Below are 20,677 nucleotides of genomic sequence, written 5' to 3'. Positions count from 1 at the left end.
GCGTTTAAATCAGGTTTTTATTTTTTTCCACGATTGCTTTCCAATCGATGTTAGTGACTTCCGGTTTCCAGGTCACTGCAAAGCCGTTCGGGTATCGGGTATCCACGCTGGCTATTTGCGCCAGCTGTTCCTCGCCCAATAAATCCATGGTTTTTAAAAAGCGTTGCATATTTTCCAGCGGCGCTTTTCTCCCCAATTGCATTTCCATGCCGCTGGCTAACTTAATCCGCCAGGCCCGCCGTTCGTTGACATGAAATTCCGCAAGCTGCATCGATTTATCCTTCAGCACGATGTAGACGCCTTTCATGATCTCCAGCAGTTTCTTTTCCTGGCCGTCCGGGCCGGTAATCAGCGGTAAATTTTTAAATTCGTCGATATTGTCCGGCACCAACAAATCGCCTTGCTTGTTCAGCAGCGCCGATTTGCCCCAGCGCACCACCGGCTTTTGCTCGCTGATTTTGATATGCACCGCATCCGGCCACACCCGCTTTACGTCAACCTTATCCACCAAGGGCAGCGCTTTGATCGCTTGATGAATCGCGTTCATGTCGGCCTGGTAATAGCCCTGTTTCATTTGCGGCGCCAATACTTCTTTCAGCCGATCTTTGCTGGTGTATTGGAACGCGCCTTCAATCTTGACGTAGCGGATCGGCTTGCTGCTCAGTGCGCTGGCGCCGAATTGCTGCCAAGCCCACCAGCCGCCGCCGATCAACAGCGCGGTCATTAAAATCACACTAAACCGGCTCACCTGCACCCGCCATGCTGGTTTCCAAAATCCGCCAGACTAATTCCTCGAAACTGATGCCGACCGCTTTCGCCGCCATCGGCACCAAACTGTGGTCGGTCATGCCAGGTACGGTATTTACTTCGATCAGTTGCGATTGGCCATTGCTGTCGATAAACACATCCACCCGCGCCCAGCCTTTTACGTTCAAGGCCTGGCAGGCTTGTACCGCAAGCGCTTGCAATTGTTGTTCGCGCTCCGCGCTCAAGCCGCAGGGACAATGGTATTTCGTGGTGTTGGCCCGATATTTGGCGTCGAAATCGTAAAAGGTATTCGGCGTTTCCAAGCGGATGGCCGGCAGCGCTTCGCCGTCCAGCACACCGACGGTGTACTCCTGGCCTAGTACCCATTGCTCGGCATAAACGTCGCAATGGAATTGGCCGGCGAGTTCTAATGCGGCCGCCAGTTCATCGCGGTTCGTGGCTTTGCTCATGCCAATGCTGGAGCCTTCCTGAGCCGGCTTGACGATCACCGGAAAACCCAGTTTGGTGATGCAGGCGTCAATATCGGCAGCGCTTTTCAGCACAAACCACAGCGGTGTGCTCAAGCCCAAACCTTGCCAGCACAGCTTGGTGCGCAATTTGTCCATGCTCAATGCTGACGCCATGACGCCGGAACCGGTGTAGGGCAAGCCCATGACTTGCAATACTGCTTGCAACACACCGTCTTCGCCGCCGCGGCCGTGGATGACGTTGAACACTCTGTCGGCGTTAACACTCGCCAAGGCATCAATGGGGCTGGCGGTCACGTCTATCGCGACGGCGTCGATGCCTTGTGCTTTCAAGGCTTGATACACCGCATTGCCGCTGTTCAAGGATATTTCGCGCTCGGCAGCGGAGCCGCCCAACAGCACGGCGACTTTGCCGAAATCGGCGGCATTTTTGATGCGTAATGGCTTCATGCTTTTTCACCTACCCGGCAGACTTCAGTTTGCAGACTGATGCCGAACTGCGTTTGTACTTGGGTTTGAATATGTTCGATCAAGGCTTCTATATCTTCCGAGCTGGCGTTGCCACGATTTTCGATAAAATTGGCGTGTTTTTCCGACACCACCGCGCCGCCGATGGCAAAGCCTTTCAGGCCGCAGGCTTCGATCAAGCGCGCCGCGTAATCGCCGGGCGGATTCTTGAATACCGAGCCGCAAGTCGGCTTATTGGTCGGTTGCGAGGCGTTACGTTTTTCCAACAGCGCTTTGATGTGTTGTTGGCTGGCTTCGCTGTTGCCTTTGCTCAACTTCAACTGAGCAGACAAAAACCATTCGTCGGCCAGTCCTTTGACTGAGCGGTAGGCCACTTCAAATTCGTGATGGTCGCGCAGAATGACTTCACCACGCGGGTTGATCATTTCCACCCGTTCCACAATGCTCCAGGTCTCGCCGCCAAACGCGCCGGCATTCATTTTCAGCGCGCCGCCCATCGTGCCGGGGATGCCAGCCAGAAATTCGGCGCCGGTCAGGCCCAAATCCGCGCAAAAACGGGCGACATGGGCGCAAGGTACGCCGGCTTCCACGTATACCCGTTCGGAATCGGCCAGATACATTTCTTTCAGGCGACCGCGAGTGTTGATCACCGTGCCGCGAATGCCGCCGTCGCGCACCAGTAAATTGCTGCCCAAACCCATCCAGTACAACGGTTCGCCGGCCGGCAGGCTGGCGATAAATTCGATCAGGTCGGCCTTGTTTTCCGGGATGTACAGGTGCTGGGCCGGACCGCCGACCCGCCAGCTGGTATATTTCGCCAGCGGTTCGTTATTTAATAAAGTGCCTCTAGCCACCATCACTTTAGGGCCTCGGCCAATTGTTGCGGCAATTCGGCGGCGATCTGGCCGACGTTGCCGGCGCCCATGGTCAATACCACGTCGTCTTTTTCGACGATGCCGGCCAGGATGGTCGCCAAATCTTCGCGGTTTTGCACGAACACCGGGTCAACCTGGCCGCGCACCCTGATCGAGCGGCTCAAGGCTTTGCCGTCGGCACCGGTAATCGGCGCTTCGCCGGCCGAATACACATCCAACAAAATCAGCACATCGACACTAGACAATACTTCGACGAAATCTTCGAACAAGTCGCGGGTGCGGGTGTAGCGGTGTGGTTGAAACACCACGACTTTGCGGCGGGTTGGCCAGGCTTGACGCAAGGCTTCCAGTGTGGCGGCTAGTTCGCGCGGATGGTGGCCGTAATCGTCGACCAAGGTCAGCTTGCCGCCTTGGAAATCCACGTCGCCGTTGATTTGAAAACGCCTGCCCACACCTTTGAATTCGGCCAGACTCTTTACAATAGCCGCATCGTCCACACCCAGGGCGGTGGCGATAGTCGTGGCCGCCAAGGCGTTCAGCATGTTGTGCCAGCCGGGTAGGTTCAGCGTGACTTGCAAGGGCGGTAAATCACCCCAGCGCAATACCGTGAAATGAGTGCGTAAGCCGTCCTGGCGAATATCCACAGCGCGTACGTCGGCGTAACTGCTGACGCCGTAGGTCTTCACCGGCTTGGATACATTAGGCAGCACGTCGCAGACGCCCGGATCGTCGATGCACATCACCGCCAAACCGTAGAACGGCAATTGATGCAGGAATTTCAGGAAAGTGTCCTTGAGTTTGCTGTAGCTGCCACCATAGGTCTCCATATGGTCTTGGTCGATGTTGGTGACAATGGCCATCATTGGCTGCAGGAATAAGAACGACGCATCGCTTTCGTCGGCCTCAGCCACCAAATATTTACCCAAACCCAATTTGGCGTTGGCGCCGGCGCTATTCAAACGGCCGCCGATTACGAAGGTGGGATCCAAGCCGCCCTCGGCCAGCATCATCGTGGTCAGGCTGGTGGTAGTGGTTTTGCCGTGCGTGCCGGCCACCGCGATGCCGAATCTGAAGCGCATCAATTCCGCCAACATTTCCGCACGCGGAATTACCGGGATGCGGTTTTCGTAGGCGGTGACGATTTCCGGGTTGGTTCTATCGACAGCGGTGGAGGTGACGACCACATCGACATCGGTCACGTTGTCGGCGTGATGGCCAAAATAAACCTTGACGCCCATCGCTTGCAGGCGGTCGGTAACCGCCGAGCCTTTAATATCGGAGCCGGACACGGTATAGCCCAGGTTGGATAGCACTTCGGCGATACCGCTCATGCCGGTGCCGCCGATGCCCACGAAATGGATTTTGTCGATGTCGCCCAGTGCTTGGTTTTCGATGTGGGGGCGGTTCATACGGCAGCCTCCGCAACGCAAATATCAGCCACGGTCTGAGTGGCGGCGAGTCTGGCCTTGGCTTTGGCGGCCCGGCTCATGGATGTCAATGATGTCATGGCTCGTTCTAGGGTTTTACGCAGATTGTCTGCGTTTAATTCGGGTTGCGGCAGCAACAATGCGGCGCCAGCTTCGGTTAAATATTTGGCGTTGGCAGTTTGATGATCGTCGATGGCGTGCAGCAAGGGCACGAAAATCGCCGGTAAACCGCAGGCCGCTACTTCGCTGACTGTCATCGCGCCGGCCCGGCAAATTATCAAATCGGCCCATTGGTAGGTGCCGGCCATATCCTCGATAAAAGCCACGGCTTCGGCGTTTAAGCCTAAAGCACGATAGCGTTCGGCGACTTCGGCTTGCATAACGCTACCTGTTTGGTGTTTCACATCCAGATTGGTCAGCCCCGCCAATGCCGCCGGGACGGTGTCGTTCAGTACCTTGGCGCCCTGGCTACCACCCAGGATCAAAATCCTTAAATTGCGTCCGGCTTGTGGATGCCATTCGGATTTTTCCGGCAGACCGATGAATGCATCTCTTAACGGGTTGCCGGTGCAGATCGCTTTTACAGATTTGGCGAAGCTGTCCGGGAATGCTTCCAGCACTTTGCGGGCGGCCAGTTTCACCAGTAAACGGTTAGTGGTGCCCGGAACCCGGTTTTGTTCGTGAATCACCAACGGAATGCCCAACCATTTCGCCATCAGCCCGCCTGGCCCGGCCACAAAGCCGCCCATGCCCAAAACCACGTCGGGTTGTCGCTGTTTCAGTATGCGCCGCGCCTGCAGACAGGCTTGAATCAATTTAAAACCGGCTGCAAGTTTGGAGAACAATCCCTTACCGCGCATACCCGCTACCGCCAGCCAATCGATGTCTATGTTGTTGGCGGGCACCACCCAGCTCTCCAAGCCTTTCTCGGTGCCCAGCCAGCTGACTTGCCAGCCACGGGCGCGCATTTCCTGGGCGACCGCTAGTGCCGGAAACACGTGTCCGCCGGTGCCGCCTGCCATGATGACGATGCGGCCGCTCATGCGTGTTTCCCCTTCACATTGCTTTTATTGTGTTCGGTGACTTCGTAGTGAATCCGAAACAATACCGCCATCGCGCCGCACATCACGATCATACTACCGCCGCCGTAACTCATCAGCGGCAGGGTTAAGCCTTTAGTGGGCAGCATGCCCATGTTGACGCCCATGTTCACGAAGGATTGAAAGCCAAACCAGATACCTAAGCCGTAAGCCGCCAAGGCGGAAAATTTTAGACCGGCTTGCTCTGCTTGCTCGCCAATCGCAAAGGCGCGCACGACCAGGGCGGCGAATAGGCCGATGATCAGCAACACGCCGAGTAGGCCCAACTCTTCACCCAGTACGGAGAACAAAAAGTCGGTATGCGCTTCCGGCAGGTAAAACAGTTTTTGCAGACCGTTGCCCAAGCCAACGCCGAAAAATTCGCCGCGACCGAAAGAAATCAAAGCCTGGGTGAGCTGAAAGCCGGTATCTCTGGCATCGGCCCACGGGTCCATGAAGCTGGTGACCCGCGCCAATCGATAGGGCGATTCAATGACCAAGATCACCGCTAAACTGGCGACCAAACCCAATAAAATAATGAATTGAGAAATTCTGGCGCCGCCCAGAAACATCATGCCCATGGCAATGATCAGAATCACCACCGCCGAGCCGAAGTCAGGCTCGAGCAATAACAGTACGCAAGCCACCGAAAACAGCATCAACGGCTTGACCAAGCCGAACGCGGAGCGGCGGACGTGGTCGGCATGACGGGTGACGTAACCGGCCATATAAATCACCGAGATGAATTTCACGACCTCCGATACCTGGATCCGCAAACCCAGAATCGATAGCCAGCGGATACTGCCGTTAACCCTGATGCCGACGCCGGGAATCAATACCACCAGCAGCAAGGCCAGGCCGGCGATGAACAGGGTTTGTCCCATTCTTTCCCAGCTTTGCATCGGTATGTTCAAAATAATCGCGGAAAAGCCCAAGCCAAAAGCAATATGAATGAGTTGCTTGAAGGGATAGTGGGAAATGTCGTCGGCCATTTTGACGCCCAAATGCAAAGAGGACGACGTGACCAGCATAAAACCGATGCCCAGCAGGCTGAAGCACGCCAACATCAACACCGGGTCGACGTGCAGGCGGTTTTGCGCGCGGGGCTTGGGCGTCGGTTTCAACATAAGGGCAGGCTCATCACGGCTTCGGCGAACTTATTGCCGCGGTCAACATAGCTGCGGTATTGATCCAGGCTGGCGCAGGCCGGTGACAGCAGCACGCTGTCGCCTTCGCTGGCCAAACTGGCGGCGATGGTGACCGCTTCTTTCATGTTGCCGGCGAAATGGACAGGCACACAGTTATTCAAAGCTTGTGCGATCAATGGTGCATCTTTGCCTATCAGGACCACGGCCTTGGTTTTTTCGGTGACGGCAGGCACTAGTTCAGTCATGTCTGCGCCTTTAGTTTCGCCGCCGGCAATTAAAACAACTTTATGCTCGTAGCCGTTTAGCGCGGCGATACACGCACCGATGTTGGTGGCTTTGGAATCGTTAACCCAATTGATGCCGCCTTTTTCCGCGACTTTTTGCATGCGGTGCGGCAGGCCTTTGAATTTTCTGAGCGCATCGCACATTTTGGTGATGCTTAGACCGGCAGCCGTGCCTAGGGCCAGCGCCGCCAACGCATTGGCGATGTTGTGGCTACCTTCCAGGCGCAATTTGCTGGCTGCCATCAAGGCTTGTTCGCCTTGCATTAAAGTATCGATTTCGCCGCGACGCAGATAAAAATCGGCTTGAGTTTGGGTGGAAAAGGTCAATGTTTGCCGGGTGGGATCGCGCATGGCCATGACCATCGGGTCGTCGGCATTCAAGATCATCACTCCGTCGCCCCGGAACACCCGTTGCTTTTCCGCCGCATAACCGGCCATGCCGTCGTGGCGATCCAGATGATCCGGACTGACGTTTAACACCGTGGCGACTTTTGCGTTCAAAGCCGTGGTGCGTTCCAGCTGGAAGCTGGACAATTCCAATACGTAGAGTTCGGCGTCCTGTTGCAGCAAATCCAGTGCAGGTGTGCCGAGGTTGCCGCCGATGGCGGTTTTGACGCCGGCGGCGTTAGCCATTTCGCCCAGCATGGTGGTAACCGTGCTTTTACCGTTGGAGCCGGTGATGGCGATAACCGGTTTGTCGGTGGCGCAAGCGAATAAGTCGATGTCGCTTAGTACGGTGACGCCCGCCTGCACGGCCTTTTGGATGGCCGCTTCGTGTAAAGATACGCCAGGACTGACCAGCAAATGAGTGGCGACATCCAGTGCGGACTGGTCGAAACCGCCGGAAAATACCGGTACGTCCGGCATTTGTTCGCGCAAATTATCGATCAGCGGCGGATTTTTTCGGCTATCGATTACGGCGAATTTAATCGGGGTCTTTTGCAAAAATTGCGCAGCCGAATACCCGGTAGCGCCCAGACCGACGATCAATAGGCGAGCGTTATCCGGATTTAAGTTGAAATGGGTTTCCAGATTGCTGAGTAGGGCGGTGGTGTTCATGCTTATCTCAGTTTCAAAGTGGCCAGACCGATCAACACCAAGATGACCGAGATAATCCAGAAACGCACGATGATGCGCGGCTCCGGCCAGCCTTTCAATTCGTAATGATGGTGAATCGGCGCCATCAGAAACACCCGCTTTTTACGGGTTTTGAAGGAGGCAACCTGGATAATCACCGAGATGGTTTCCATCACGAAAATCCCGCCCATAATCACCAGCACGATTTCTTGTCTAACCAACACCGCTACGATGCCCAGTGCCGCCCCTAAAGCTAGCGCCCCGACGTCGCCCATGAACACCATGGCAGGATAAGTGTTGAACCACAAAAAGCCCAAGCCGGAACCGACCAGGGCCGCGCAGAACACCACCAACTCGCCGGCTTTGGGGATGTGCGGGATAGCCAGGTATTGCGAGAAATTAACGTGGCCGGATAAATACGCAAAAATCGCCAAGGCGGCGGCGATCATCACGGTCGGCATGATGGCCAGACCATCCAGGCCGTCAGTCAAGTTGACGGCATTGCTGGAGCCGACGATGACGAAATAGGTCAGTACGACGTAGCCCCAGCCGATGTCCACGGTGACGTTCTTGAAAAACGGCACGATGAATTGGGTTTCCGCCGCTACTTGAGCGGTGTTGTACAAATACAAGGCGGCGCTCAGTGCCACTAGCGATTGCCAGAAGTATTTGGCGCGGGCGGATAGGCCGTCGCTATTACCGAGCAGGACTTTTTTATAGTCGTCGATAAAGCCGATTACGCCATGTGCTAGTGTTACCAGCAACACCACCCAGACATAACGATTGCTCAAATCCGCGCAGAGCAGGGTGCTGATCGCTACGGCGAACAGAATCATCGCGCCGCCCATGGTTGGTGTGCCGGATTTGGAAAAATGGCTTTGCGGGCCGTCGTCGCGCACGCTTTGGCCGATTTTTTTACGAGTCAATTTTTCGATCATGGCCGGGCCGACCATCAGGGAAATAATGAGCGCGGTCAGCACGCCCAAGATGGCGCGAAAGGTCAGGTAATGTAGCACCCTGAAGCCGCTGTCGATATTGCTTAAATAATCCGCGAGTAAAAGTAACATTAGGCTGCTCTGAAATTGTTGACCATCGCCGCCACCACGTTTTCCATTTTCTGGGCGCGCGAGCCTTTAACCAATAGGGTTTCCTTACCTGTGACGGCTGTTGTCAGTGTGTCTATTAATTGTTCCTGATCGTCGAAAAACTGGCCGCCGTCGCCAAAGGCTTCAACGGCATGTTTTGCCAATGCGCCGGTCGCGAACAAACGCTTCACTGATTTTGCTTTGATTAATTCGCCCATTTCCCGGTGTATCGCCGGGCTGTCCGGGCCGAGCTCGCCGAAAGCGCCCAATGCTACCCACGCTTCGCTGCCGCAATCGGTCAGTACGTCCAGCGCGGCTTTCAAGGAGTTGGGGTTAGCGTTATAGGTATCGTCGATGATGATATTGCCCTTACGGCCTGTTAAGGGTTGCATGCGGCCGGTGACGGGCTGGAGTTGTTCCAGGCCTTGTTTAATGTCTGACAGGCTGATACCGAATTGCAACGCTACTGCCGCTGCGGCCAAAGCGTTTTTCACATTGTGAGCGCCGGCCAGATGCAAGCGGATTGGTAAGGTGTCGGTCGCCGTTTTTAATTCGAAATAGGTGTTAAAGCCTTGTGCGTCCAAAGCTGTGGCAATATTTAACGCCGTGACGTCGGCTGCGGGGTGCAAGCCGAAGGATACGCTGCGATGGTTGCCGGCCATGGTCAGCAAGAAATCGAAAAAAGCGTCATCGCGATTTAATACCGCCACGCCGCCCTCACCGAGGCTTTTGACGATTTCGCTTTTGGTTTTAGCCACGCCTTCGATGCTGCCGAAACCTTCGATATGGGCGGCGCCAATATTGGTGATGACGCTGACATCGGCTTGCGCATAGCGGCTGGTATAGGCAATTTCACCGGGATGATTGGCGCCCATTTCAATGACAGCGTAGCGATGAGAGTCATCCAGTTTGAGCAGTGTCAGCGGCACGCCGATGTCGTTGTTGAGATTGCCTTGGGTCGATAGGGTGTGGCCTTGGGTGGCGAAAATCGCCGCAATCATTTCCTTGACGGTGGTTTTGCCGTTGCTGCCGGTGACGCCGGCTACTTTGACCGACAAGGTTTTGCGCCAGTATCCGGCCAGTTCCGCCAGTGCCAGATGGGTGTCTGCGACGATGATTTGCGCTAAAGCGGATGGCGCGGCTCGCTCGAGTAACAGCGCTGCCGCACCGGCTTGCTCGGCTTTATCGATAAAGCTGTGGCCGTCGAAATTTTTGCCGTTTATTGCAATGTACAAAGCGCCTGATTGTAAGGTGCGAGTGTCGATACCGGTGGCGCGGATTTCTCTGTCTTCGCCGATCAGCTTGCCGTTGACGGCTTGGGCGATCTCGCTAAGTTGCAGTTTCATGGCTTGCTCCACCCCGCCAGTGCTTGCTTGACGACAGCGCTATCGCTGAACGGCTGTTTTACGCCGCCGATTTCTTGGTAGTCCTCGTGGCCTTTGCCGGCTATCACCACGCAATCGTCTGGGTTTGCTTGTCGTATCACTGTGTTTATGGCCGTGGTTCTATCGTTAATGACCGTTATTTTTTGGCTTTGGCAGCCACTCAAAATGTCTTTAATAATCGCTGCCGATGCTTCGCTGCGCGGGTTGTCGTCGGTAACGATAACTTGATCCGCCCAAGTTTCGGCAATCAGGCCCATTTCCGGACGCTTGCCTTTATCGCGGTCGCCGCCGCAACCGAATACCACTCGCAGATGGTGCGCGCCTTTTACGGCTTTAAGTACTTTTTCCAAAGCATCCGGGCTATGGGCATAATCCACGAATACCGTGGGTTTGCCATTGCCGCCGAATTTTTCCATACGGCCGGCAATGGCGTTTAATTTGGCCAGTTGCGCGACGGCGGCGTCGAATTCGCTGCCGGTCGCCAGCAATACACAAAGCACGGCTAGCACGTTATCCAGGTTAAAGCCGCCAACCAGCGTTGTCGTTGCCCGGCGTCTTTGCTCGCGCCATATCACATCGAATTCGATGCCGGCAGCGCTATGTTTTACTTGCTCGGCACTTACGGCTTCCTTAGCAGTTCCGCGTTGGCCGGTCGCGCTATAGGTCCAGCTTTGCACGGCGTCCGGCAGGCTTTGCAATACCTCGGCGCTACTGGCGTCGTCCAGGTTGACCACGGCAAACTGCAGGCCCGGCGTTTTAAATAACGTCAATTTGGCTTGCAGGTATTCCGCCATACTGCCGTGATAATCCAAGTGGTCCCTGCTCAAATTGGTAAAAACTGCGCCTTTAAAGCTAACCCCGTTAACCCGGCCTTGGTGTAAGCCGTGCGAGGACACTTCCATGGCCGCGTTACGCTTATCCTGCTTTACAAATTCGTTCAGCATCCGCTGCACGGCCAATGCATCCGGCGTGGTGTTGGCGGTCGGCTGCAAATTGCCGACATCGCCCCAACCAAGCGTGCCTATCACACCGCAAGCCGGCAAAGCCTGTGCAATTAATTGGCTGCAGGAGGTCTTGCCGTTGGTGCCTGTTACACCGATCACATCCAACAGTTGCGACGGGTTGCCGTAAAATCTTGCGGCGATCTCGCCCAACTTTTGCGCTAAATCGGTTATTGCCACGCTTGGTACTGTTACTTTGCTGACGATCTGCGTCTCCACGCCGCTTGGATCGTAAATCACCGCGACCGCGCCGTTGGCAACAGCTTGTTCCGCATGCGCAATACCATGCTGGACGGCACCGTTCAACGCAATGAATGCGTCGCCGGCTTGGATGTTTCGGCTGTCCAAACACAATCCGCTGATTGCCAAATCCGGCGGATTTACGGTCATTCCGTGTAGCAATTGGGCTAGCTTCATTGTTTGCTCAACAATAAATGCATGTTGTCCATGCCGTCCGGCTCAACGCCGTATACTCGTAATGCGCCCGCCATCACTTTCGAGAAAGCCGGTGCCGCCACCAGGCCGCCGTAATATTGGCCGGTGGTAGGTTCGTCCACCACAATCGCGATAATGAAACGCGGATTGCTGGCCGGCGCCATGCCCACAAATACCGATAAATATTTGTCTTCGCTGTAACCGCCGGCCCCGGCCTTTTTCACGGTACCGGTTTTACCTGCTACCCGGTAACCTTCGACTCTGGCCTGGTATGCCGTACCTTCTTTGCTGATCACGTGCTCCAGCATTTCCCTGACCTTTCTGGCGGTTTCGGGTTTGAAAATCCGTTGGGCATCGGGATCTTCATCGCGCTTCAGTAAAGTCACGGAATGAATGATGCCGTCGTCCGCCAAAGCGGTATACGCTCTGGCCAATTGTAAAATCGAGGTGGAAACCCCGTAACCGAACGATAAAATCGCCTGGTCGAATTCGTGCCAGCCCTGATAATCCAGCAAAGAGCCGCTGGCTTCTCCCGGAAAACCAACACCGGCGGAGGTGCCGAACCCCAGCCTGCTGTATACGCCCCAAAAATACTCCGGCGGCATGCTCATCGCGATTTGCGTGACCGCGATATTGCTGGATTTTTGCAGTACGTGGGTCAAATCCATCGTGCCGTAGTTATGCACATCCTTAACCACGTTGCGGCCCAAGTGATAGACACCATGGGTTTCTATCAACACGTTGGGTTTGATATAGCCACCATCCAGCGCCGCCGCTACCACGAAGGGTTTGACCGTCGAGCCGGGTTCGAAGCTATCCACCATGGCCCGATTCCGATAGCGGTTACTGCTCAATTCCTTACGGTTGTTGGGATTGAAAGCCGGTTGGCTGACCGTCGCCAATACATCACCGTTCTTGGCATCCAGTACCACCAAGGATGCCGAATGCGCTTTGTTCTGGATCATTGCGTTCTGCAATTCCCGATAAGCCAGGTATTGCAGGCGTTCATCGATAGTCAACACCAGGTCGCGGCCCGGGATGGCTTCCTCAATATTTTCTACGTCCTTGATGATCTGCCCCTTGCCGTCCTTGATCACGCGCTTTTTGCCGGGCTGGCCGCGTAGAATGTGCTCGTAGCCGTGCTCTATGCCTTCCTGGCCGATGTCGTCGATATTGGTAAAGCCCAATAAATGGCCCGATACCGCGCCGGCTGGATAGTAACGCTTGAACTCCCGCTCGAAATACACACCGGTAATTTCCAGCGCTTTGACCTTTTCGGCTATATCCGGGTTAATCTGCCTGCGCAAATAGACGAAACGCTTATTGGCGTCTTTTTCCTTTTTTAACAGCGAACGCAGTTCCTTTTCCGGAAAACCGAGGATTTTCGCCATCGGTGTTAATTTGTCCTGTTCCGCATCTCGCAGTTGCCGCGGGTTGACCCAAATTGACTGCACCGGAGTGCTGATCGCCAGCGGTTCGCCGTTCCTATCCTTAATCTGCCCGCGATAAGCCGAAACCGACACTACGCCGACGTGCTGCATATCGCCTTTGTCCTGCAGAAATTCTTTATCGAGAATTTGCAGGTATACCGCGCGCGCAACCAATCCGAGCATGGCCAACAACATTGCCGACAGCAGCACTCTGCGGCGGATCACAAAATCTGTATTGTGGCGCGGTATCGTGCCCGCGCCGGAGGCAATTCGCATTTACGGCTTTATATAAATAATTTTGTCTTGGGCCGGCAAAGTCAGCATCAGCCGCGTTCTTGCTTCGATTTCAACCCGGTTTTCTTCGGTCAGCGTGGTCAATTCGAGTTGTAATCGGCCCCATTCCACTTCGTAATCGTCGAGCTCTTTTTCTTTTTTCTGGATGTCGATAAACAGCAGGCGCGATTGGTATTTGCTGTAGATCACGGCAATGCCAGAGATCATCAGCATCGCCACCAACAGTGTCAGCAGGATATTTCTTGCAATCGCCATCAACGTTTCTCCCCAACTCGCATGACCGCGCTACGTGCGCGTGGGTTTTGTTGCAATTCCTGTTGTTGTGCCCTTATAGACTTGCCTATTTTGCGTAACTGACCTTGTTCTATGTCTTGCTCTTTAATCGGCAGTTTGCCGGGATTGGTTTTCGGGCCGGCTTGGTCGCGAATGAAGCGTTTGACGATGCGGTCTTCCAATGAGTGAAAGGCGATCACGACTAAACGTCCGCTCGGTGCCAATACGTCCACGGCTTGTTTCAATCCGGTTTTAATCTGTTCGAGTTCTTGGTTAATCTCTATCCTGATCGCCTGAAAACTGCGGGTTGCAGGATGTTTGTGCTTGTCGCGAAACGGCACACTGTTTTCGATCAATTTTGCCAATTGCAGAGTGGTCTGCAGAGGCTGCTGTTGGCGTTGGCAGATAACCGCGTTGGCAATTCGCCTGGCAAAACGCTCTTCGCCATATTCAAACAATACGCGAACCAATTCTTTTTCGTCGACTTGCGCCAAATACTCTGCAGCCGACAGGCCCTTATTGCTATCCATACGCATGTCTAAAGGACCATCGCGTAAAAAACTGAACCCGCGTTCCGCATTGTCTAGTTGCGGGGACGATACGCCCAGGTCCATCAGAATGCCGTCGACTTTACCCTTATGGCCTTGTTGTTCAATAATGGCGCTCAGTTCCAAAAAACTGGCGTGATGCAAACTAAAACGGCTGTCTTCCAGCAAGCGCTTGGCTTCGTTGCTAGCAATCGCATCCATGTCTCTGTCAAGCGCCAGCAATCTGCCGGAGCTATTCAGTGCTTTCAGAATGCCGCTGCTGTGTCCGCCACGCCCGAAGGTGCAGTCCAGATAAATACCGTTCGGTTTTATGTCGAGCTGCTCTAAGGCCTCTTCGTACAAAACCGTCTGATGGGCGGTCATCTCCGTCAAAACGACAGCGAGCCAAGTTCTTCAAGGCCCTCTGTGTCGTTACCGTCCATCCATTCCTGTTCTTTGGCCTTCCAGGCCGCTTCATTCCATATTTCAAATTTGTTGAGCTGACCAACTAGCATGATGTGTTTTTCCATACCGGCAAACTCCCGAAGGGTTTCCGGAAGCAGCAGGCGCCCTTGGTTATCCATTTCACATTCCGAGGCATTGCCGATCACAAAACGTCGTAACTTGCCGGCCATTTTGTTTAATGTTGGTAGTTTGCTGATGGTTTGTTCAAGCTTTTCCCATTCCGGTAACGGGTATAGCCATAGGCAACCCGGTTCGCCGACGCATTTGTCGTCAACTGCAACGGTCACAACCATTTGGCGGTCGCAGGACTCCTGTAACTCCTCCCGATAGCGGGTAGGAATTGCAATGCGCCCTTTCGCATCCAAACTGATTGAACTTATGCCTCGAAACAAGATGAACCTCAAAAATTCCAAAAAAATCCATTTCTGACCACTTTACATCACTTTTGCACCACTATAGTTTTCAACGGGTGCTTAGTCAAGAGGCATTTAAATTAAATTCTTTCTTTTTCTACAAGGACTTACGCAGGATTGGTGCGTATTAGGCGGTATATGCGAGGGTTTCGAGTAAAAATGATTTGTATCAAAAAGTTAATGATGGTTTTTGATGTGAATTGCAATTATTAGGTGCTAATTCTCACTTTTTGCACGCGGTTTGCTGTAGCAAGCTGTTTGGACGGTTAGCGGTAAGGCTGGTTTTTCTGAGCAAAAGATTGGCGGCTGTGGTTTGGAATAAATAGTGGTAGAGCCCTTAGATTGAGTTCGTTGGGCTATTTCAGACGAAATTTACAAACTTTCCGGCTTTTGATCGCGTGTCAGCAGGTTTTGGACGGCTTGTTTGGGGGAGAGTTGTTCGAATAAGACTTTGTAAACTTGTTCGGTGATTGGCATTTCGACACCGTATTTTTGCGATAAACGGTGCGCTTCTCGGGCTGCGGATACGCCTTCGACTTCCTGATTGATTTCGCTTAATGCGTATCTTTGGTCTTTGCCTTGGCCTAATGCCAAGCCAAAGCGGCGGTTTCTGGATTGATTGTCGGTACAAGTCAAAATCAGGTCGCCCAGACCGGCTAGGCCCATAAAAGTGTCGGCTTGGCCGCCAAGCTTGATGCCTAGTCTCATAATTTCCGTTAGACCGCGAGTGATTAGTGCTGCCCGTGTGTTAGCGCCAAAGCCAAGGCCGTCGGCTATGCCTGCCGCGATTGCCAAAACATTTTTGCAGGCTCCGCCTACCTGAACGCCAATAATATCGTTGCTGGTGTAGATCCTAAATCGTTGGTTGTGCAATCGTTCGCTAAGTTGGGTGGCGAAGCCTTCCGAGTTAGAGGCGATGGTGAGTGCGGTTGGTAGGTCGGCAGCTACTTCTTGGGCAAATGTGGGGCCGGAGAGTGCGGCGCATTCGATATTCGCCCCCAGTATTTGCGTCGCCACCTCGCTTAACAAGGCGCCGTTTTGGGAATCGAAACCCTTGGTGGCCCATGCGATGCGGGAGCTTTCACTGAGCGTGGGCTTGATTTGCGTCAATAAGTCCCTAAAGGCGTGGCTGGGGACCGAAATAAGCAATACCGCGCTAAACCCCACGGCTTCCGCAAGATTGTCGGTGAATTGCAGTTTTTCTGGAAAATGGATGCCGGGTAAATAGCGTGCATTTTCGCCGGTTTGCTTTAATGCGGCTATGTGTTTGGGATTATGGCCCCACAACAGGGTATTGCAGCCATTTCTGGCTGCCTGTACCGCTAAAGCGGTTCCCCATGAGCCGGCACCAAGGATACTGATAGATGGTGGCATTCCGCTTAATTTAGCGTTTTAGCTTCAGTTTCCTGTTGGGTTTGCGCTTGTTGCAGGTGCTGCATATACAATGCGTCGAAATTGACCGGCGCCAAGATTAACTGTGGAAAACCGCCTTTATTCACTAGGTCGGAAATGACCTCTCTCGCATAAGGGAACAAGACGTTGGGGCAAAAGCTACCCAACATTGGTCCCATTTCTTGTTCGCTGAAACCGGCTATTGAAAAAATTCCGGATTGATTGACTTCAACTAAATAGGCCGTTGTGTCGGCAATTTTCACGGTGACAGTTAATGTCAGCGATACTTCGTACATCGAGTTTTCGATGGGTTGAACGTGCGTGCCGAGATTAAGATCCAGCGCGGGTTCCCACTTTTGCGTGAATATTTTTGGAGCATTGGGGGTTTCAAAAGAAATGTCTTTGGTATAGATCTTTTGAATCGCGAACTGCTTTTCGCTGGATGCGTTGATTTCGGCCATGATGATTACTTGTTAGGGTTGGTTGATTAATCTTTAGTGTTTACTGCTGACTTTGATGGGGAGCTTGTTATCTTCCCAGGATTGCATTCCGCCCGTCATATTGAATACATGCTCAAATCCTGCTTTGGTCAGTGTTTTGCAAGCGGCTACCGAGCGGGCGCCAGTCTGGCAGGTCACGATCATAGGATGATTTTTATGCTTTTCCAGAGAGCCCAGTTGTTCTTCTACTTTGCCTAAGGGAATGTTGATCGCGTTTTCGATGTGGCTTTTGGCGAACTCGTTGGTTTCTCGCACGTCAAGCACAACGACATCGTCACTGTTCATTTTGGTGACTGCAATCAACGGAGAAATGCTTTCGTACTTATTGAATGAGTTCGCGAGCAAATCCTGGATTAGCAAAAAAATAACGCATACCAGCGAGAATGCTAGCAAATAGTGATTGGTGGCAAATTCTATATATTGGTCCATCGCGTGGGTTTATTTTAGTGGTTATTGAATGCTGTTTACGTGCCGCAAAAAACGCTGCGCATCATTTGAATCAGGTGTGTTACACGCTCATCGTCGATAAAATAGTAAACCCGATTGGCTTCTTTTTTGTAATCGAGAATGCCCTTGTCTCGCAGTATTGCCAAGTGCTGGGAAATATTGCTTTGACTCGTGCCAACTTGCTCAACGATCTCTTGTACGCTAATCGAGTTATTGCCGAGTACGCAAAGGATTTTCAGGCGCAACGGATGAGACATCGCTTTCAAGCAGCGCGCGGCCCGATTAATATCGTTGTCGTCGTAGAGGATGGTATCGTTTTTGTCTTCCATTTAATAACGATGATCGTGGCAAAAGTTAAGAGCAGTGAGAGAGCAATGGCACTTTTCGAGCTATGACGACATCCTTGTGCTGGTATAATGTCGCTACGGCGCAAGTGGGTTTAATCGCTTGCGCTAACGCAATAAAAGGTGAGCAAATCTAACAGAGTGGGCTTTATTGTTCAATACCCTCGGCTAGAGGCTTGGGAAAATAGCTCGGAGCTGCTTGGGTTGGCTCGTTTTTTGACTAGGCCAAATTTTATCTGCCTTAACGTCCGCAAAACTAATGTTTGGAGTCCGTAACAAATGGTCAGTCCAGCAAAGCCGTTATTGCTGCTCTCCGCGTCAATGATTGGATGGTTATTGCCGGTTGCCTAATCGATGCATGTTTACCAATATTTTTTGATCGCTTGGATTGCGATTGTCTGCGCAGTGCCGGCTAAGGGCGATCCCGTAAAAGCCCGCAGCTTGGTAGAAGTGCAATCGCAAATCCAGCAAGTTGGCGATGACGTCAAAAGCCTGGGGGTTGAAAAGTCTCGGTTGTTAGAGCAGTTGCAAAAGCTGGAGCGGCAATACGGGGAGCTTGCGAATAGTCTGCGAGCTATCAAAGCTGAAATCAGGCAGCAAGTACAGGCATTGCAGGAAGTGCGTAATAAAAGCGTTGCCACGCAAAAAGACATGCGTAGTCAGGAGAAGGAGCTTGAGGGGCTGATTAAGTCGGTTTATGCGATGGGTGGCGATAAGGAAGGGCTGAAAGTTATCCTTAACCAACGTAATCCGGCGTTATCGAGTCGCATGTTGGTTTACTACGATTACATTAGTAAGGCCCGCTTACAAAAGCTTCAGGCCATGGCTGAGGATTTCAAGGTTTTGCGGCAGTTGGAGGCGCAAAAAGACACGGAAACTCAGTTATTGCAAGTGTCTCTCGACAAGAAACAACAAGAAACCGAGGCGATGCAGACGCTGAAAAAACAGCGAGAAGCCTTGCTTGCCGACATTCAGCAAGATTATGCGTCAAAAAGCGCCCTGCTGGCTGGCTTGATGCGTGACGAGAAAAAATTGCAAGCCTTGGTAGCATCATTGCAGAAAACTGATGATAATGAACCTGCGGTTGCACCGGAGCGCGTGCTTGATAAGCACGAAAAGCCTGTCGAACAACCCGAGCCGCCAAAAAAATCCGAAGTCAATCCTGTTCGCGAACCGACGGGTCTTTCTTTTTCCGAGTTGCAAGGAAAGCTGCCTTGGCCGGTGCAAGGGGCGATAACGGATCGTTTCGGCAGTCGCCGCTACGAAACAACCTGGGACGGCGTGGTGATTAGCGCTCGCGAAGGTGCCGATATTCATGCGGTCAATGCCGGGAGAGTTGTTTACGCCGATTGGTTGCGGGGTTATGGTTTGATGATCATTGTTGATCACGGTAAGGGTTATATGAGTTTGTATGCATTCAATCAAAGTTTGCATAAAAGCGTGGGAGAGCATGTTAGAGCCGGTGAGACATTGGCTTCGGTTGGACGTAGCGGGGGGCGTGCTGATGCGGCATTGTACTTCGGCATCAGGAAACAAGGTCGGCCCATAGATCCCGAGCAATGGTGCCGTAAGCCGGGCAAGGGTTAATCATTTACAGGAACAGGTTGTTGGAGTTTTAAAACACATGCTAAAAAACAGAAATATAGTGATTTTATTGGTCGGGTTTATTTTGGGTGCGACGCTGAGTTTGTGCAGCAGTGTCCTGGCGGAAAAGGAAGCACCTGTTTCGACCAAGGTAGATGATTTACAGGCTTTGCCGTTTGATGAGTTGCGGACATTTACCGAGATATTCGGGCGTATCAAACAGGACTATGTCGAACCCGTATCCGACAAAAAACTGTTGGAAGATGCGATTCGCGGTATGTTGTCCGGCCTTGATCCGCACTCGGCTTATTTGGCTAGCGAAGAATATAAAGAGTTGCAAGAAGGCACCACTGGTCAGTTCGGCGGTTTGGGGATTGAGGTGGGTATGGAAAATGGCTTTGTTAAAGTCGTTTCGCCGATTGATGATACACCTGCTCAGCGCGCCGGCATCAAGGCGGGCGATTTGATCGTGCGTCTGGATGACAAGCCGGTTAAAGGCATGACTCTGGCCGACGCAGTCAAAATTATGCGTGGCGAGCCAGGTAGCGACATCGTGTTGACTGTTGTTCGGGAAGGCGAAGAAGCGCCGCTGAAATTTACCTTGACCCGCGACATCATCAAAGTCAAAAGTGTTAAAAACAAACTGCTGGAAAAAAATTACGGTTACTTGAGGATCAGTAGTTTTCAATCCGGTACCGGTCAAGGTTTGTTGGATGCGGTCGACGAGCTGAAAAAAGAAAACGAAGGCCCACTGAAAGGTATTGTGCTGGATTTGCGTAATAACCCCGGCGGTGTATTGAATGCTGCTGTTGATGTCAGTGATGCGTTTATCGAGTCCGGTTTGATCGTTTACACCGAAGGCAGAATCAAAAACTCAGAAATGCGTTTTAGTGCAACACCGGATGACATTATTAATGGTGCGCCGATTGTGGTGTTGATTAATGGCGGTTCGGCATCGGCATCCGAAATTGTTGCTGGTGCGTTGCAAGATCACAAACGAGCCATCATCATGGGTGAAAAATCTTTCGGGAAGGGTTCGGTGCAAACCATTCTGCCGACCAGCAATGGCGCGGCGGTGAAATTGACTACAGCCCGCTACTTCACGCCTTCCGGTCGCTCAATTCAGGCGCAGGGCATCGAGCCTGATGTGACTTTGGCGAGAGTTAAGCTGGAATCATTGGAAAAAGCTAAGATCGAGTCGATTAAAGAAGCCGATCTGACGCACCACTTGACTAACGGTAACGCGAAGCCGGAGAAAAAATCCGAAGAAGAGGATAAAGATGATGCGAAAGACCCGTCTGAAAAAGATGGCGATACCAACGAATCTTCAGAAGCGGAAATTCGCGACTATCCTTTGCATGAAGCGTTGAATCTGCTGAAAGGTATCAGCATTATGAAAAAGTAGCTCAGATATAGGGCAAAGAAAAACCCGCTTGACGATATTCGTCAAGCGGGTTTTTTATTGTGTGGCTTTTGTTTCTTGTCAGGTACTTAAGACAAGTCGCCGGT

General features: G+C 52.7%; 20 protein-coding genes. 2 read left to right on the top strand and 18 right to left on the bottom strand.

The window, feature by feature from the left end; all coding sequences use genetic code 11:
• Positions 1-4: 4 nt before the first annotated feature.
• From JL719_RS22545 to JL719_RS22460, 18 genes are all read right to left on the bottom strand, one after another.
• Positions 5-748 carry a cell division protein FtsQ/DivIB gene (locus JL719_RS22545; protein WP_084153290.1) on the bottom strand — a complete coding sequence of 248 codons (744 nt, stop codon included), beginning with the start codon at positions 746-748 and terminating at the stop codon, positions 5-7.
• Complete coding sequence (locus tag JL719_RS22540; protein WP_033156792.1) at positions 735-1,685, bottom strand: D-alanine--D-alanine ligase; 951 nt, start codon at positions 1,683-1,685, stop codon at positions 735-737. The genes JL719_RS22545 and JL719_RS22540 overlap by 14 nt, the downstream gene beginning before the upstream one ends.
• Positions 1,682-2,560 carry a UDP-N-acetylmuramate dehydrogenase gene (murB, locus tag JL719_RS22535; protein ID WP_033156791.1) on the bottom strand — a complete coding sequence of 293 codons (879 nt, stop codon included), beginning with the start codon at positions 2,558-2,560 and terminating at the stop codon, positions 1,682-1,684. The genes JL719_RS22540 and murB overlap by 4 nt, the downstream gene beginning before the upstream one ends.
• Positions 2,560-3,987 (bottom strand): UDP-N-acetylmuramate--L-alanine ligase, encoded by a 1,428-nt coding sequence (murC, locus tag JL719_RS22530; RefSeq protein WP_051670001.1) that lies wholly within the window; start codon positions 3,985-3,987, stop codon positions 2,560-2,562. The genes murB and murC overlap by 1 nt, the downstream gene beginning before the upstream one ends.
• Complete coding sequence (murG, locus tag JL719_RS22525) at positions 3,984-5,048, bottom strand: undecaprenyldiphospho-muramoylpentapeptide beta-N-acetylglucosaminyltransferase (RefSeq protein WP_033156790.1); 1,065 nt, start codon at positions 5,046-5,048, stop codon at positions 3,984-3,986. Before murG ends, murC begins: the two co-directional genes overlap by 4 nt.
• On the bottom strand, positions 5,045-6,211 hold the full coding sequence (ftsW, locus tag JL719_RS22520; RefSeq protein ID WP_051669999.1) for a putative lipid II flippase FtsW: 1,167 nt from the start codon (positions 6,209-6,211) through the stop codon (positions 5,045-5,047). The genes murG and ftsW overlap by 4 nt, the downstream gene beginning before the upstream one ends.
• Positions 6,205-7,575, bottom strand: coding sequence for a UDP-N-acetylmuramoyl-L-alanine--D-glutamate ligase (murD, locus tag JL719_RS22515; protein ID WP_033156789.1), 1,371 nt, complete (start codon positions 7,573-7,575; stop codon positions 6,205-6,207). Before murD ends, ftsW begins: the two co-directional genes overlap by 7 nt.
• A gap of 2 nt (positions 7,576-7,577) precedes the next feature.
• Positions 7,578-8,660 carry a phospho-N-acetylmuramoyl-pentapeptide-transferase gene (gene mraY / locus JL719_RS22510; protein WP_033156788.1) on the bottom strand — a complete coding sequence of 361 codons (1,083 nt, stop codon included), beginning with the start codon at positions 8,658-8,660 and terminating at the stop codon, positions 7,578-7,580.
• Positions 8,660-10,024 carry a UDP-N-acetylmuramoyl-tripeptide--D-alanyl-D-alanine ligase gene (locus JL719_RS22505; protein ID WP_033156787.1) on the bottom strand — a complete coding sequence of 455 codons (1,365 nt, stop codon included), beginning with the start codon at positions 10,022-10,024 and terminating at the stop codon, positions 8,660-8,662. The genes mraY and JL719_RS22505 overlap by 1 nt, the downstream gene beginning before the upstream one ends.
• Positions 10,021-11,481 carry a UDP-N-acetylmuramoyl-L-alanyl-D-glutamate--2,6-diaminopimelate ligase gene (locus JL719_RS22500; protein WP_033156786.1) on the bottom strand — a complete coding sequence of 487 codons (1,461 nt, stop codon included), beginning with the start codon at positions 11,479-11,481 and terminating at the stop codon, positions 10,021-10,023. Before JL719_RS22500 ends, JL719_RS22505 begins: the two co-directional genes overlap by 4 nt.
• A complete protein-coding gene (locus JL719_RS22495; protein WP_033156785.1) occupies positions 11,478-13,205 on the bottom strand; it encodes a peptidoglycan D,D-transpeptidase FtsI family protein in 1,728 nt (575 codons plus the stop codon). The genes JL719_RS22500 and JL719_RS22495 overlap by 4 nt, the downstream gene beginning before the upstream one ends.
• Positions 13,206-13,478, bottom strand: coding sequence for a cell division protein FtsL (ftsL, locus tag JL719_RS22490; RefSeq protein ID WP_020483757.1), 273 nt, complete (start codon positions 13,476-13,478; stop codon positions 13,206-13,208). It abuts the gene before it with no gap.
• On the bottom strand, positions 13,478-14,407 hold the full coding sequence (gene rsmH, locus JL719_RS22485; RefSeq protein WP_084153289.1) for a 16S rRNA (cytosine(1402)-N(4))-methyltransferase RsmH: 930 nt from the start codon (positions 14,405-14,407) through the stop codon (positions 13,478-13,480). Before rsmH ends, ftsL begins: the two co-directional genes overlap by 1 nt.
• Positions 14,408-14,412: 5 nt before the next feature.
• Positions 14,413-14,880 carry a division/cell wall cluster transcriptional repressor MraZ gene (mraZ, locus tag JL719_RS22480; RefSeq protein WP_033156987.1) on the bottom strand — a complete coding sequence of 156 codons (468 nt, stop codon included), beginning with the start codon at positions 14,878-14,880 and terminating at the stop codon, positions 14,413-14,415.
• Positions 14,881-15,273: 393 nt separating this feature from the next.
• Complete coding sequence (gene gpsA / locus JL719_RS22475; protein ID WP_033156783.1) at positions 15,274-16,275, bottom strand: NAD(P)H-dependent glycerol-3-phosphate dehydrogenase; 1,002 nt, start codon at positions 16,273-16,275, stop codon at positions 15,274-15,276.
• Between the two features lie 5 nt (positions 16,276-16,280).
• Entirely contained in the window at positions 16,281-16,754 is a 474-nt protein-coding gene (gene secB / locus JL719_RS22470) for a protein-export chaperone SecB (protein WP_033156782.1), read from the bottom strand.
• Between the two features lie 33 nt (positions 16,755-16,787).
• Complete coding sequence (locus tag JL719_RS22465; RefSeq protein ID WP_308441620.1) at positions 16,788-17,078, bottom strand: rhodanese-like domain-containing protein; 291 nt, start codon at positions 17,076-17,078, stop codon at positions 16,788-16,790.
• Between the two features lie 179 nt (positions 17,079-17,257).
• Positions 17,258-17,569, bottom strand: coding sequence for an ArsR/SmtB family transcription factor (locus JL719_RS22460; protein WP_033156780.1), 312 nt, complete (start codon positions 17,567-17,569; stop codon positions 17,258-17,260).
• A gap of 390 nt (positions 17,570-17,959) precedes the next feature.
• On the opposite strand from JL719_RS22460, the gene JL719_RS22455 reads away from it, so the two are divergent.
• Positions 17,960-19,171, top strand: a complete 1,212-nt coding sequence (locus JL719_RS22455) for a murein hydrolase activator EnvC family protein (protein WP_225892929.1) — start codon at positions 17,960-17,962, stop codon at positions 19,169-19,171.
• A gap of 37 nt (positions 19,172-19,208) precedes the next feature.
• The gene (gene ctpA, locus JL719_RS22450) at positions 19,209-20,573 is read left to right on the top strand and encodes a carboxyl-terminal processing protease CtpA (RefSeq protein ID WP_033156778.1); all 1,365 of its coding nucleotides are present in this window, start codon (positions 19,209-19,211) and stop codon (positions 20,571-20,573) included.
• The last annotated feature ends 104 nt before the right edge of the window (positions 20,574-20,677 follow it).

Origin of the sequence: Methylomonas sp. LW13 (assembly GCF_016865255.1) — a bacterium.
Taxonomy (GTDB): domain Bacteria; phylum Pseudomonadota; class Gammaproteobacteria; order Methylococcales; family Methylomonadaceae; genus Methylomonas.
The sequence above is the reverse complement of the archived record's forward strand: the minus strand, read 5'-3'. Positions and strand labels throughout refer to the sequence as shown.